General features: G+C 71.3%; 12 protein-coding genes. 8 read left to right on the top strand and 4 right to left on the bottom strand.

The genetic code is table 11. The features are described from left to right. The first annotated feature begins 132 nt into the window (after window positions 1–132). On the top strand, window positions 133–1,155 hold the full coding sequence (locus BMX97_RS15785; RefSeq protein WP_091751889.1) for an alpha/beta hydrolase: 1,023 nt from the start codon (window positions 133–135) through the stop codon (window positions 1,153–1,155). Window positions 1,156–1,434: 279 nt separating this feature from the next. On the opposite strand, the gene BMX97_RS15790 is transcribed toward BMX97_RS15785, so the two are convergent. Next, complete coding sequence (locus tag BMX97_RS15790) at window positions 1,435–2,049, bottom strand: SOUL family heme-binding protein (protein ID WP_091751891.1); 615 nt, start codon at window positions 2,047–2,049, stop codon at window positions 1,435–1,437. Between the two features lie 4 nt (window positions 2,050–2,053). Further along, complete coding sequence (locus BMX97_RS15795; RefSeq protein ID WP_091751894.1) at window positions 2,054–2,704, bottom strand: NAD(P)-dependent oxidoreductase; 651 nt, start codon at window positions 2,702–2,704, stop codon at window positions 2,054–2,056. Between the two features lie 184 nt (window positions 2,705–2,888). Here BMX97_RS15795 and BMX97_RS15800 point away from each other — a divergent pair, with 184 nt between their 5' ends. Next, window positions 2,889–3,566 (top strand): haloacid dehalogenase type II, encoded by a 678-nt coding sequence (locus BMX97_RS15800; RefSeq protein WP_091751897.1) that lies wholly within the window; start codon window positions 2,889–2,891, stop codon window positions 3,564–3,566. Between the two features lie 42 nt (window positions 3,567–3,608). Here the strand turns inward: BMX97_RS15800 and BMX97_RS15805 are convergent, their stop codons facing one another. Continuing rightward, entirely contained in the window at window positions 3,609–4,928 is a 1,320-nt protein-coding gene (locus tag BMX97_RS15805; RefSeq protein ID WP_091751900.1) for an MFS transporter, read from the bottom strand. A 161-nt stretch (window positions 4,929–5,089) separates the two neighbouring features. On the opposite strand from BMX97_RS15805, the gene BMX97_RS15810 reads away from it, so the two are divergent. The 6 genes from BMX97_RS15810 (at window position 5,090) to BMX97_RS15835 (ending at window position 12,949) form a co-directional block, all read left to right on the top strand. Further along, a complete protein-coding gene (locus BMX97_RS15810) occupies window positions 5,090–5,908 on the top strand; it encodes a substrate-binding domain-containing protein (RefSeq protein WP_091751903.1) in 819 nt (272 codons plus the stop codon). Window positions 5,909–6,045: 137 nt separating this feature from the next. Beyond that, window positions 6,046–6,240: a hypothetical protein gene (locus BMX97_RS15815; protein ID WP_091751905.1), complete on the top strand. Its 195-nt coding sequence runs from the start codon at window positions 6,046–6,048 to the stop codon at window positions 6,238–6,240. Window positions 6,241–6,408: 168 nt separating this feature from the next. After that, window positions 6,409–7,896: an O-fucosyltransferase family protein gene (locus tag BMX97_RS15820; protein ID WP_143074631.1), complete on the top strand. Its 1,488-nt coding sequence runs from the start codon at window positions 6,409–6,411 to the stop codon at window positions 7,894–7,896. A gap of 104 nt (window positions 7,897–8,000) precedes the next feature. Continuing rightward, window positions 8,001–9,323 (top strand): TAXI family TRAP transporter solute-binding subunit, encoded by a 1,323-nt coding sequence (locus BMX97_RS15825; RefSeq protein ID WP_091751911.1) that lies wholly within the window; start codon window positions 8,001–8,003, stop codon window positions 9,321–9,323. 180 nt (window positions 9,324–9,503) lie between these two features. Next, complete coding sequence (gene typA / locus BMX97_RS15830; RefSeq protein WP_091751913.1) at window positions 9,504–11,330, top strand: translational GTPase TypA; 1,827 nt, start codon at window positions 9,504–9,506, stop codon at window positions 11,328–11,330. Window positions 11,331–11,512: 182 nt separating this feature from the next. Continuing rightward, on the top strand, window positions 11,513–12,949 hold the full coding sequence (locus tag BMX97_RS15835) for a phospholipase D-like domain-containing protein (RefSeq protein WP_177202237.1): 1,437 nt from the start codon (window positions 11,513–11,515) through the stop codon (window positions 12,947–12,949). Here BMX97_RS15835 and BMX97_RS15840 read toward each other — a convergent pair. Beyond that, window positions 12,882–13,709: an endonuclease/exonuclease/phosphatase family protein gene (locus BMX97_RS15840; RefSeq protein ID WP_091751919.1), complete on the bottom strand. Its 828-nt coding sequence runs from the start codon at window positions 13,707–13,709 to the stop codon at window positions 12,882–12,884. The two genes, BMX97_RS15835 and BMX97_RS15840, sit on opposite strands and share 68 nt — an antisense overlap. Window positions 13,710–13,719 lie beyond the last annotated feature (10 nt).

The following is a 13,719-nucleotide window of genomic DNA, read 5'->3' on the forward strand; positions in this document are numbered from 1 at the left end:
CTTCGGGCAACAGGCGGGGCCTCGCCCGGTCCCTTCGCCGCCGCATTCCCCGGCGCGACGCGCCACGGCCACGATCATGCCGCATCCCCGGCCCCAAAGCCGGGGCGAGTGCCGCATCCCGAGTAGGACGCCATGACCACGAACGCCGCGCCGACGCGCCGGGGCCTTGCCCGCCTCGGCCTCTCCGCCCTCGCCAGCCTGTCGCTGGGCGGCTGCCTCGGCGACGGGCTCCTCGGCGAGTCGGCGGGCCCCGAGAAGCAATCCGCCCTCGACGTGAGCCCGGTGCTCCTCGTCGCCACGACCCGCCGCCCCGCCGATCCGGCCGGGCGCCCGCCCTATTTCACCGACCAGCGCGGCCGCGGCCTGTCCTTCGCGACCGTGCGGCTCGCGGTGCCGGACCGCTCGCTGATCGGCAAGGTCTCGGCGGTGGTCACCGGCGACTGGCGCATCGCCGCCGCCCCCCGGGTGGTCACCGGGCCGGAGGCCGCCACCGCCTTCGCGGAGGCCGCGCTCGGGCGCGACGTGCTCATCTACGTCCACGGCTACCGCGAATCGTTCGAGACCGCGGCGGTGAGCGCCGCGCAGCTCTCCGACGGCATCCGCTTTCGCGGCGTGTCGGGCCTGTTCAGCTGGCCCTCGGCCGGCAAGACCTTCGATTACGGCTACGACCGCGAGAGCGCGCTGTGGTCGCGCGACGCCTTCGAGGATCTGCTGCGGGCGCTCGCCACCTCGCAGGGCGGGCGGATCCACATCGTCGCCCACTCGATGGGCACGCTCCTCACCCTCGAGACCCTGCGCATGCTGCGGGCCGATGCCGGCGAGGCCGCCCTCGACCGGATCGGCGCCATCGTGCTCGCCGCCCCCGACATCGACATCGACCTGTTCACCAACGGCATCGAGCGCCTCGGCACCGCGGCGCAGAAGATCACGGTGATCTCGTCCACCAACGACCGGGCGCTCGAACTCTCCAGCACCATCGCGGGCGGCGTGACGCGGGCGGGCGCGGCCGACCGCAGCCGCCTCGAGGCGCTCGGCGTGCGCGTCGCCGATGCGTCCGACTACGGCAGCGGCCTCATCAACCACGACCTCTTCCTGTCGAACGTCGAGGTCCAGCAGGTGATCAAGCGCGCGGTGGCGCGGGCGGACGGGCGGTAAGCAGATTTCGCCGAAGCGGTTATCGGTTCGGCGCCGAACATCTGCGACAAAACAACAACCTAAGCGGGCGACGCGTTGGCCTACCCACGGTACACGACAGCGATGTCGATCCGCGATGATTACCTCTCCCACCCGCGACCTCATCCTGAGGCGTTAGTCGATCTTCGATCGCCCGCACCTCAGGATGAGGTTGTGTATGGGAAAGCCTTGACGCAGAAAGGCTTCACGCCTCTGTCGTGTACCGTGCAGCCTTCCAACGCAAGTCTGCTCGGGCGCGGGTCACTCCCCCAGCCGTACCGCCACCTCGTTGCGGCGCAGGAACGGGATCGCGAAAGGCGGGTCGTAGCCCATGAAGAACGGGGCCGCAGCCGTCGCCTTGCCGGCGCTCGCCAGCACCGCGGTCAAGATGCGCTCCTGCTCGACCCTCGCCTCCGGGGTGATGCGGCCGGAGAAGCGAAGCGCCGCGATCCGCTCCGGCGGCACCCGCACCAGCCGCACCCCGGCCTCGGTCGGCTGCGGCGGGCCAGCATCCGCCACGGCATGGGGCAGGAAGAACCGCATCGTGCCGCCGGTCCCCTGCTCGACCGGCACCGTCATGGCGATGCGCCGGCCGCCGGTCTCGACGGGCGCGGTCATGGCGATGCGGTCGCCCGCCCGGTTGGCCCCGGTGATGTAGCGGAAAAGCCGCCCGAACGCCTCGCCGTCGCCTTGCCCGCCACCTTGCCCGCGTGCATCGGTCTCGACCGCGACGCGGGCCTCGTAGGCGCGGATCTCGACCCCGCGATCGAGACGCTCAACCACCGCGTAGCGGGGCTGGTCGTAGAAGGTCCGGATCCCGACGACGCCGAGGACCGATTCGATCAGGGTGACGGCGTAGTAGGCGAGCCTGTCCATGGCGTCACAGCGGCAGGGCGTGGCTGATCAGGACGACGGGGCGGCCGACATGGGCGTTGTCGGCGATCTCCGCGACGATGAATCGGGCCACGTCGGCCCGGGCGATCAACCCGTTCTTCCACGAGGACGGCCGGTCGAGCACGCGGTAGCGCCCGGTTGCGGCGCCGCCGGTCAGCACGCCGGGCCGCACCAGGGTCCAGTCGAGCCCGCTCTGGCGGATGCGGACCTCCTGGGCGTCCTTGTCGTCGTAGGCGCGCCCGAAGACGAGACGGAACGGCAGCCGCTGCAGCGGGCCGATCGCCGCGCGGCTGTCGCCGGTGCCGAACCCCGTCACCGCGACGAGCCGGCGCACGCCCGCCTTCTCCATCGCCGGCACGAGCACGTTCGTAGCGTCGGAGAACAGGCGCACCGGGCCGAGCAGGTCGCGGGCCGGCACCCCGAGGGCCTGCACCACGGCGTCGACGCCCTGGAGCGCCCCCGTCACGTCGGCGGAGGACAGGGCGTCGCCGGGAAAGCGTTCGAGGTTGGGGTCGGAAAGGTCGATCCCGCCTGCCGAACGGGCGAAGGCCCGCACCCGGTGCCCCGCCGCGAGCGCCGCCTTGACCGTCTCGAGGCCGATGCCCTGGCTTGCGCCGATGACGAGGAGATGCGGCATGAAGGAATCCCGGATCGGTGGGGTGGCGAACGCTCCCTATGAAGCGCCGGGAGGCCGGCCGGTTTCCCCGCTCGGCGCAGATCCGGCCCGTCCGCGACACCGCGCCACGACGCGGTATCCTGGAGCCCAGGCGCAACCCGTCGCGGGCCTCGCGGGTTCACGCTCGATCCGTGAGGGCTCGTCCATGCCGCTTCCCGCCCCGCTCGACCGCGCCGAGGCCGTCGTCTTCGACGCCTACGGCACGCTTCTCGACGTCCACTCCGCCGTGCAGCGCCACGCCGCCGCGATCGGCCCGCGATCGCAGGCCCTGTCGGAGACCTGGCGGCAGAAGCAACTCGAATATTCGTGGGTGCTGTCGCTGTGCGGGCGCTACGCGCCGTTCTGGACCCTGACCGAGCGGGCCCTCGACTTCGCCCTCGCGCGGCATCCCGACGTCGATGCCGGCGTGCGGGACGCTCTCCTGGAGGCCTACCGGTCGCTCGACGCCTACGAGGAGGTGCCCGACACCCTCGACGCCCTGCGCCGGGCGGGGCTGAAGACCGCGATCCTGTCCAACGGCGACCCCGCGATGCTGGACGCGGCCGTGGCGGCGGCGGGGCTGGCGGGGCGGCTCGACGCGATCCTGTCGGTCGATCCGGCGGGCACCTTCAAGACCGCGCCGCGGGCCTACGACCTGGCGCCGCTTGCGCTCGCGGTCGGGCGCGAGCGGATCGTGTTCCTGTCCTCGAACCGCTGGGACATCGCCGGGGCGGCGGCCTACGGCTTCGCCCCGGTCTGGGTCAACCGGACCGGCCAGCCCGACGAATACCCGGACCTCGCGCCGGTCCGGGTGATCCGCTCCCTCGACGGGCTGCTGGCCTGAGGCCGGCTTGCAACCGGGCGCGGGCTTGCAAGCCGGCGCGGGCTACTCGCCCGCCATCGGGCGCACCGAGCCCGGCAGCGCAGCGGCCGCGCCCTCGCGGCGGCGGTAGATCAGCAGGGTGGCGATCAACCCGCAGGCGCCCGCGAAGGCCATCCACAGGCCCGGCGCCGCCTTGTTGTCGAGCGCCTGGATCAGCCAGGTCGAGACGACCGGGGTGAAGCCGCCGAAGATCGCGGTGGCGAGCGAGTAGGCGAGCGAGAAGCCGGTGGTGCGGACGTTGGCCGGCACGATCTCGGTCAGCGCCACCACCATCGCGCCGTTGTAGCTTCCGTAAAGGAAGGACAGCCACAACAGGGTGATCAGCATGTTGGTGAACGAGATGTTGGAGGTGAGCCAGGCCAAAGCCGGGTAGGCGGTGAGCAGAGTCAGGCCCGAGAACACCAGCAGGATCGGCTTGCGGCCGATCTTGTCGGACAGCGCGCCCATCGCCGGCAGCCAGAACAGGTTCGACAGGGCGGTGAGGAAGGTCACGATCAGGCTGTCGGTCTCGGACAGCTTCAGCACGCTCTTGCCGAAGGTCGGGGTGTAGACCGTGATGGTGTAGAACGACACCGTGGTCATCACCACGAGCAGCATGCCGAGCAGCACGATCTTCCAGTTCTGGCCGAGCGACGTGAACACCTCGGGCAGCGACGGGCGGTGCTTGCGGTGCAGGAACTCCTGGGTCTCCTCCAGCGAGCGCCGGATGTAGAACAGGAACGGCACGATCATGCAGCCGATGAAGAACGGGATGCGCCAGCCCCAGTCCGACATCTGGGCCGGCATCAGGGCGCGGCTCAGGGCAAAGCCGATCAGCGCCGCCACCATCACGGCGACCTGCTGGCTGCCCGACTGCCAGGAGACGTAGAAGCCCTTGCGGCCGGGCGTCGCCATCTCGGCGAGGTAGACCGACACGCCGCCGAGCTCGACGCCGGCGGAGAAGCCCTGGAGCAGGCGGCCGATCAGCACCAGGAGCGGCGCCGCGAGACCGATGGTCTGGTAGGACGGCACGAAGGCGATCAGCACCGTGCCGGCGGCCATGATGCCGAGCGTCACGATGAGGCCCTGGCGCCGGCCGATCCGGTCGACATAGGCGCCGAGGAAGATCGCGCCGAGCGGCCGCATCAGGAAGCCGGCCCCGAAGGCCATGAAGGTGAACATCAGCGAGGCGAACTCGTTCTCGGCCGGGAAGAAGGCCTTCGAGATGTGGCTCGCGTAGATGCCGAACAGAAAGAAGTCGAACATCTCCAGGAAGTTGCCGCTCGTGACGCGCAACACCGTGGCGACCTTCGATCCCTGCGGACCGTGGACCGGACCTGCCATGACGATTCCTCCCGATGTCGGGCTTGCCTTCTTCGCCCTCTCTACCGCCAACCGTCGCACGTTTGACAGAGAAATCTAATCCGGGGGAATCGGTGGCGAGGGCGCCGTCGACGCCTTAATCGACGGACGAGGTGCCGCGACGGGCGCCGCCGGGAGGTTCCATGAGCGAGACGACACCGCATCACCGCGCCGGGCGGACCCGGCGACGCGCCCTCCCCCGGCTCGCCGCCCTTCTGGCGGCGGGGCTCGCGCTCGCCGGCCCGGCGAAGGCCGCCGAGGTCCGGGTGATGATCTCCGGCGGCTTCACCGCCGCCTACCAGGCCCTGGTTCCGGGTTTCGAGACGAAGACCGGCGACACGGTCGCGACCGCCTACGGCCCCTCGATGGGGACGGCGCCGGAAGCGATCCCCGTGCGGCTCGCCCGCGGCGAGCCGGCCGACGTCGTGATCATGGTCGGCTACGCCCTCGACGCCCTCGACAAGGAGGGCCGGATCGAGCCGGGCAGCAAGGTCGCGCTCGCCGATTCGCGCATCGCGCTGGCGGTGAAGGCCGGCGCCAAGGTGCCCGACATCGCCACCCTGGACGCCTTCAAGAAAGCGCTGCTCGGCGCCGCCTCGATCGCCTACTCGGACAGCGCCAGCGGCGTCTACATCGAGAAGGAGATGTACAGGAAGCTGGGTCTCGAGACGGAGTTGGCGCCCAAGAGCCGGATGATCGTCGCCGAGCGCGTCGGCAACGTCGTCGCCCGCGGCGACGCGGAGTTCGGCTTCCAGCAGGTCGCCGAGCTGAAGCCCGTCCCGGGCATCACCATCGTCGGGCCGGTTCCGCCCGAGGTGCAGAAGGTGACGGTGTTCGCGGCCGGGATCCCGAAGGGCGCGCAGCACCCGGCGGCGGCCCGGGCCCTGATCGCCTGGCTGTCCGCCCCGGACCATGCCGCTACGGTGGCCGGAACCGGCCTCGACCCGATCTCGGCCCGCTAACCCCCGATTCACGACAAGGGAGAATCCGAGGGATCGGATTCACCACCTCTTCACGCCGTCCGGCGCCTCATGGGCTCCACACAACAGGTCTCGCGCCGCCCGGAGACGGGCCGGCCCAAGCGGGCGGGGACGGCATCATGCGACAGGGTCGGACGCCCGGTGCAGCGGCGCGCGAACACGCGCCGCTGCTCCGGCAGGAGAAGAATGCGCATCAGCGCTACCTCGCGGCCCCGGGCTACCACCCGGGCGCCCTCATGATCGCGGCCGTCGGTCCGGCGCTCGGGGCGGCGATCGTGGCGGTGATCGCGCTCGGGCTGCGGGTCAGCCTGTAGAGCGCAGCGAGGCCGGCGCGGAGAACGCGCCGGGGTTGGCAGCCGGCGGCGCATGATGGATGATCGGGTCGATCCCGCGAGCAGGCCGGGCTGACCGGGAAGCGGCCGCAAGTCTTCGATGCCCACATCGATTGGCCGGTGACGGACTTCCGCGAAAAGGCATCCTTCGTGATCCGCGACACCGACCGCCCCGATCAGGCGCATGGCTATTCCTACAACAGGGGCGGCATCAGCAACCAGAAGATCGCCCTCCTCGGCCTGTTCCTGAAGGCTATGGCGAGCGAGAATCGCTGCGTCGTCCTGCCCGACATCGTGATCTTCGACCAGATCACGTTCGTCCATAAACGCGTTCCGATCGCGACGGCATTCGACGTGGCGCGCCTGCGGGACTTCGCGGAATCCATCGGCGTCACCATCCTCGATCGCGACCCCGCCGGGGACGAGGGCGGCTGGGAGTATTTCCATCACGGCGATAGCCACATCGCCGGCACGGCCGCGGCCGGGGAGCTCGACCGCGACGGCGTCGCCGCCCGGTTCCTGCGCGCCCTGGTCCCGTCGGCGCGCACCGCGCCCGACGTGGCGAGGCTGCGCGACATCGTGCTCGACGAGCGGGGCATCACCCACGTGGTCCAGATGCGCATCGAGCGCGACTGGGAGTTCCACGTCCGGACCCGGGTCGATCCGGAGGTCGGCTTCAACGAGGACAACCTGCACACGGCCGAGAGCATCGCCCGCAAGTTCCGCGCGACGCATCCCGACGGCGCCGCGAAGATCTACGTCGTCTGCGACGAGGCGGCGCTCGTCGACGGGAAGGACCGGATCCGGCACTCCCTGCGCGAGCATTTCGACATCGAGGCGTTCTGGAAGTCCGACCTGCTGCCGCGCTTCCAGTCGGACGACGCGAACCTCCTCGAGCTCTCGCTGGCGGATTTCGAGATCGCGCTCGCGGCAAGAGCCTTCGTGGGGACGTCGCGGTCGACCTTCTCGGGGATGGCCGCGCTGGAGCGCTTCGCCCAGACCGGGAGCGTGGAGAACCACAGCCTCTACAACGCGCTCGGTCCGACGCTGGCGGTCCGGCGCGACCGGGGCGCCTTCCGGTCGGCGCGCCTGGCGACGGCCGGGACGGTCGCCGATCCGTCCTGCGGCTACGAGCTGGGGCTGATCCTGGAGGCGGCCGGCCGGTTGCGGCCGGCGCACGACCGCTACCTGGCGCGGGGCGCCTTCGGCGGGCCCGACCGGGAGGAGGTCTATCTCGCGCTCTACCGCGCGGCGTGCCTGAAGGCCGCGCTCGGCGACGAGCCGCAGGCGGTGCTCGACGCGTTCGCGCGGGCGGCCGGCATCTGTGCGTCGCGGGCGGAGGCGCTGCACGCCGCCGCCCGGCACGCCCGCACGCAGGGCCGCCACGAGGAGGCCTACGGGTTCGCGGCGCGCGGCCTCGGCATCGGCCCGCCCGCCGAGGGCCGGGCCGTCGAGGCCTGGATCCACGATTGGGCGCTGCTCGACGAGTACGCCGTCGCCGCCTCCTGGACGGGGCGTCCGGCCGACACCCTCCGGGCCTGCCTGCAGCTCCTGACGGAGGGCAAGCTGCCGGCCGAGCACCGCGAGCGCATCGTCGCCAACGCGAAGTTCGCCATCGACCGCATCGCCGGGCTGTAGGCGTCTCGCCGCCCGATCCGGGCTGAAGGGCGACCTGGGGCGCGGGCCCCGCGCCAAACGGCCGGATTGCGGAACCGGGCGCCCCGCCACAAGGTCATCCGACCATGCGGCGCCACCTTCCCCTCGTCCTCGCGGCCATCCTCGCCCTCGTGGCGACGGCCCTGCTCGCCTACCAGTGGCTCGGGCAGCCGACGACGCTGCGCGTCGCCGTCGGGCCGGCGGGCAGCGAGGATGCCCGCCTGATGGCGGCGGTGGCGCAGTCCCTCGCCCGCACCCACGAGGAGGTGCGCCTGCGGCTGGTGCCGACGAGCGGCGTCGCCGAGAGCGCGCGGATGGCCGAGATCGGCCGGGCCGATCTCGCCGTGGTGCGCTCCGACGTCGGCATCCCGGCGAGCACCCAGACCGTGGCGATCCTGCACCGCGACGCGGCCCTGCTGCTGGCGACCGACCCGTCCCTCTCCGCCGTGCCGGACCTGCGGGGCAAGCGGATCGGGATCGTGCGCAACCCCGCTGCCAACCTCCGGCTGCTCGCGAACCTGCTCGCCCATTACGACGTCCCGGCCGAGGCCGTGACGACGGTCCCGCTCGGCGACGGCCAGGAGGCCGGCGAGGCGCTGCGCGAGGGCAAGGTCGACGCCGTGCTGACCGTCAGCCCGCTGGTCGGCCGCACCGCCGGCGACGTCGTGGCGAGCATCGGGCGCACCGGCGGCACCCCGGCCTTCGTGCCGATCGGCGAGGCGGCGGTGCTGGCCCGGCGCTGGCCGGCGCTGGAGAGCGTCGAGATCGCCCGCGGCACCTTCGGGGGCACGCCGCCGCGCCCGGCCGAGACCGTCACGACCGTCGGGGTCAGCCACCGGCTGGTGGCCCAGGCGCGCCTCGCCGATTCGGTGGTGTCGGAGCTGACCCGCCTTCTCTTCGTCAACCGGCCCGCGCTCGCCGTCGAGGTGCCGCTCGCCAACCAGATCGAGGCGCCCGAGACCTCGAAGAGCGCCTCGCTCCCGGTCCATCCCGGCGCGCAGGCCTATTACGAGGGCGAGGTCGAGAGCTTCTTCGAGCGCTACGGCGACTGGTTCTACCTCCTGGTGATGTGCGTCTCGATCCTCGGCTCGGCCGCCGCCACCCTGGTGTCGCGGGCGGCCAACCGCTCGCGGGCCCGGGACATGGCGCTGCTGCGCCAGCTGCTGGCCATCGTGCGCGCCTGCCGCGACGTCGAGGACGAACCGGAACTGTCCGACCTTGAGCGCCAGGCCGACGAGATCCTGGCCGCGGCTCTGGCCCGGGCGGGGACCGGCGCCATCGACAATGCCGGCGTGGCGGCCTTCACGCTGGGCCTCGACCAGGCGCGGCGCGCCATCGCCGAGCGCCGGGCGGTGCTGGTCGAGCGGCACGCCGCCGGGCCGGACCCGCTCTCCGCCGCGGCCGAGTAGGCGGCCGTCTCGCGAGGGCCGTCTCGCGAGGGCCGTCCTGGGAGGACCGTCGCGACAGCCCCCTTGCGAAGTGGCGCCACACCTTATATTGCGACGCAATAGTTTTCCCCCGGCTCGATGCGTCCGGCTGCCATCCTGGCGGCCCGCGGCGTGCCGGGCTTTGTTTGCTTCGGATATCCCATGAAGCTGCGCAATATCGCCATCATCGCCCACGTCGACCACGGCAAGACGACCCTGGTCGACAAGCTGCTCCAGCAATCCGGCTCGTTCCGCGAGAACCAGCGGGTCGAGGAGCGCGCGATGGACTCGAACGACCTCGAGAAGGAGCGCGGCATCACCATCCTGGCCAAGGCCACCTCGGTGGTCTGGAAGGACACCCGGATCAACATCGTCGACACCCCCGGCCACGCCGATTTCGGCGGCGAGGTCGAGCGCATCCTCTCGATGGTCGACGGCGTGATCGTGCTCGTCGACGCCGCCGAGGGCCCGATGCCGCAGACCAAGTTCGTGGTCTCGAAGGCGCTCAAGATCGGCCTGCGCCCGATCGTGGCGGTCAACAAGGTCGACCGGCCCGACGCCCGCATCACCGAGGTGGTGAACGAGGTGTTCGACCTCTTCGCCGCGCTCGACGCCACCGACGACCAGCTCGACTTCCCGATCCTGTACGGGTCGGGCCGCAACGGCTGGATGGCGACCTCGCCCGAGGGCTCGCAGGACGACGGCCTGGCGCCGCTCTTCGACCTCGTGCTCGAGCACGTGCCGCAAGCCAAGACCGAGGACGGCCCGTTCCGGATGCTCGGCACGCTGCTGGAGGCCAACCCCTTCCTCGGCCGCATCATCACCGGCCGCATCGCGTCCGGCACCGTGAAGCCGAACCAGGCGATCAAGGTCCTCGACCGCGAGGGCAAGGTGGTGGAAACCGGCCGCGTCTCGAAGATCCTGGCCTTCCGCGGCCTGGAGCGTCAGCCGATCGAGGTCGGCGAGGCGGGCGACATCGTGTCGATCGCGGGCCTCGTGAAGGGCACCGTCGCCGACACCTTCTGCGACCCGCAGGTCGAGACCCCGATCCAGGCCCAGCCGATCGACCCGCCGACCGTGACGATGTCGTTCATCGTGAACGATTCTCCGCTCGCCGGCACCGAGGGCGACAAGGTCACGAGCCGCATGATCCGCGACCGCCTGTTCAAGGAGGCCGAGGGCAACGTCACGCTCAAGATCGAGGAAGCCGCCGACAAGGACTCGTTCTACGTCTCGGGCCGCGGTGAGCTCCAGCTCGCGATCCTGATCGAGACCATGCGCCGTGAGGGCTTCGAGATCGCCGTGTCGCGTCCCCGCGTCGTCTTCGAGAAGGACGAGGCCGGCGAGATCATGGAGCCGATCGAGGAGGTCGTGATCGACGTCGACGAGGAGTATTCCGGCGTCGTCGTGCAGAAGATGTCGGAGCGCAAGGCCGACATGATCGAGATGCGTCCGTCGGGCGGCAACCGCCTGCGCCTGGTGTTCCACGCTCCGACCCGCGGCCTGATCGGCTACCAGGGCGAGCTGATGACCGACACCCGCGGCACCGCGATCATGAACCGGCTGTTCAAGGCCTACGAGCCCTACAAGGGCGAGATCGCCGGCCGCCGCAACGGCGTGCTGATGTCGAACGACCAGGGTGAGGCCGTGGCCTACGCCCTGTGGAACCTCGAGGACCGCGGCCCGATGATGATCGAGCCGGGCTGGAAGGTCTACCAGGGCATGATCATCGGCGAGCACAACCGCGAGAACGACCTCGAGGTGAACGTGCTCAAGGGCAAGAAGCTCACCAACATCCGCACCACCTCGAAGGACGAGGCGGTCCGCCTGACCCCGCCGATCCGCATGACCCTTGAGCGCTCGCTCGCCTGGATCCAGGACGACGAGCTGGTCGAGGTGACCCCGAAGTCGATCCGCCTGCGCAAGGCCGTCCTCGACCCGAACGACCGCAAGCGCGCCGAGCGGGCCAAGGAAGCGCTGAGCGCCTGATCGCCTCGGCCTCCGCGTGAGACCGGATCCCTCGCCCCTCCCCGGGGCGGGGGATTTTTGTTTGCCGGGCGTGGATGGCCGCGCCGCCGAGTGGATTCCGCCTCCATCCTTTCGTATCCGGTGGAACCGATCGGGGGCACGACAGGGCGCGGGCCCTCGGACGGCGCCGGCAGGAGACCCGCGTGGAACACGAGATCTACCGCTGGCTCGGCATCCCGGCCTCGATCCAGTCGGACGTGCTGGCGCCGATCGGCCTGGCGCTGGCGGTCATCGTCACGGTCCACGTGCTGATGAACAAGCGCGAGGTCGGCGCGGCGATCGGGTGGATCGGCCTCGGCTGGCTCTCCCCGGCGCTGGGCAGCCTCCTCTACGTGATGTTCGGCATCAACCGGGTGAGCCGGCGCGCCCGCCGGCTGCCGGTGCTGCCCGGCCCGCGGCCCGGCGCGCCGCCGGCTCCCGTGGCCGAGGTGCCGGAGGCGTTCGCCCCCTTGCGGCGCGCCGTCGAACGGATCAGCGGCCTGCCGCTGGTGGCGGGCAACAGCGTCCGGCGATACCGCCACGGCGACGAGGCCTACCCGGCGATGCTCCTGGCGATCGCCGAGGCGCAGACCAGCGTCGCCCTGTCGAGCTACATCATGCGCGACGACGACAGCGGTCGGGCCTTCGCGGCGGCGCTCCACGCCGCGAAGGCCCGGGGCGTCGCGGTCTGCGTCCTGATCGACGGCATCGGCAGCGGCTACTTCTTCCCGGCGATGTACCGGCGCCTGCGCGGCCTGGGGATCCCGGCCGGGCTGTTCATGCACTCGGCGCTGCCCTGGCGGATGCCGTTCCTCAACCTGCGCACCCACAAGAAGCTGCTCCTGATCGACGGCCGGGTCGGCTTCGTCGGGGGAGTGAACATCGCCGACGAGAACGTCATGGCGAAGGACCCGCCCGAGCCGGTGCGCGACAGCCATTTCCGCATCGACGGGCCGGTGGTGGGCCAGCTCGCCCAGGCCTTCTGGCGCGACTGGGCCTTCGTGAAGGGCGAGGACCTGGAGGGGCCGGCCTGGTTCCCGCAGATCCCGCCCGCCGGCGCGTCGCTCGCCCGGGTCGTCACCTCGGGGCCGGACGCCGATATCGAGAAGATCGAGTTCGTGGTGCTTGAGGCGCTCGCCACCGCCCGGCACTCGGTGCGTTTCGCCACGCCCTACTTCCTGCCGAGCGAGATGCTGCTGACGGCTCTGGGCCTCGCGGCGATGCGGGGCGTCACCGTCGACGTCATCATCCCGCAGGCGAGCAACCACCGGGTGGTCGACTGGGCGACGCGGGCCCATGTCGGGCCGCTGCTCGAAGCCGGCGTCCGGATCTGGCTCGACCGGCCGCCCTTCGACCACTCGAAGCTGATGGTGGTGGACGACGCCTGGTGCTTCGTCGGCAGCGCCAACTGGGACAGCCGCAGCTTCCGGCTGAACTTCGAGCTCAACGTCGAGGTCTACGACCCCGATTTCGCCGCCGACCTCAACCGGCTGATGCAGGCCAAGATGGAGGCGCGGCTGACGCCCGACGACCTCAACTCTCGCGGGATGGCCGTGCGGCTGCGCGACGCCGCCGTCCGATTGCTGCTGCCATATCTTTGAGCGGCACCCGCTTGCGGAGATCCTCGGCCCGGTCGCGGAACGCCGCGATCCTGTCGCGCAGCGGCTCGCGCCGCCCCTGCGGGTTGCCGGGTTCGAGGTGGACCACGATCGGCCGGTGGTCGGAGGCGCCCCGCGGCAGCACCGCCTGGCCGCGACAGGTGAGCCCGCGGACCAGGCAGCGGTCGAGGCGCAGGGGCACGAGGTCGACCATGGCGTGGGTCGGGTGGCGCGGCCCGACATCGTGGAAGCCCGGCAGCAGGGCGGGCCCGACGATGTTGTAGTCGCCGAGCACGGCGGCGCGCATCGGCAGGTTCTGGGCGATGCGGCGCAGCTGGCGCCGGTTAAGCACCTGGCCGTGCGACAGGTGGACGTTGGCGACCCCGAACGAGCCGAGATCGAGGATCTGGCAGACCCGGTCGATGAGCGCGCCCGAAGGCAGCGTGATCACCCGCGGCGGGCTCGGCCACGGGGTCGGGCTCCACATCGCCAGGCCGTGGATGCGCTTCGGCAGCGGCGCCCAGGCGTAGTGCCCGCCGACCCGCGCCTGCAGCTCAGTGATGTCGACGGTCGCCTCCTGCATCAGCAGGAGGTCCGGCTTCTCCTGGGCGATCAGCGCCTCCAGGGCATCGACGGTGGCTCCCGTCCGCCGCAGCAGGTTCCAGCTGATGATCTTGCGCGGCCCCGACCGGTGCGGGACGTGCGCGGGCGTGGTCGCGGGAGCCTGGGACTCGGCGGGCAGGAGGTGTTGGGGAGGCAGCATGGCACCGGCT

Origin of the sequence: Methylobacterium sp. ap11 (assembly GCF_900110515.1) — a bacterium.
GTDB lineage: Bacteria > Pseudomonadota > Alphaproteobacteria > Rhizobiales > Beijerinckiaceae > Methylobacterium > Methylobacterium ajmalii.

What these genes read in the sequence shown, in the direction of transcription:
- BMX97_RS15805 (WP_091751900.1), bottom strand. Translation starts at nt 4,928, where the DNA reads ATGGCAGGTCCGGTCCACGGTCCGCAGGGATCGAAGGTCGCCACGGTG.
- BMX97_RS15840 (WP_091751919.1), bottom strand. Translation starts at nt 13,709, where the DNA reads ATGCTGCCTCCCCAACACCTCCTGCCCGCCGAGTCCCAGGCTCCCGCG.
- BMX97_RS15815 (WP_091751905.1), top strand. Translation starts at nt 6,046, where the DNA reads ATGCGACAGGGTCGGACGCCCGGTGCAGCGGCGCGCGAACACGCGCCG.
- BMX97_RS15795 (WP_091751894.1), bottom strand. Translation starts at nt 2,704, where the DNA reads ATGCCGCATCTCCTCGTCATCGGCGCAAGCCAGGGCATCGGCCTCGAG.
- BMX97_RS15810 (WP_091751903.1), top strand. Translation starts at nt 5,090, where the DNA reads ATGAGCGAGACGACACCGCATCACCGCGCCGGGCGGACCCGGCGACGC.
- BMX97_RS15825 (WP_091751911.1), top strand. Translation starts at nt 8,001, where the DNA reads ATGCGGCGCCACCTTCCCCTCGTCCTCGCGGCCATCCTCGCCCTCGTG.
- BMX97_RS15800 (WP_091751897.1), top strand. Translation starts at nt 2,889, where the DNA reads ATGCCGCTTCCCGCCCCGCTCGACCGCGCCGAGGCCGTCGTCTTCGAC.
- BMX97_RS15785 (WP_091751889.1), top strand. Translation starts at nt 133, where the DNA reads ATGACCACGAACGCCGCGCCGACGCGCCGGGGCCTTGCCCGCCTCGGC.
- typA (WP_091751913.1), top strand. Translation starts at nt 9,504, where the DNA reads ATGAAGCTGCGCAATATCGCCATCATCGCCCACGTCGACCACGGCAAG.
- BMX97_RS15790 (WP_091751891.1), bottom strand. Translation starts at nt 2,049, where the DNA reads ATGGACAGGCTCGCCTACTACGCCGTCACCCTGATCGAATCGGTCCTC.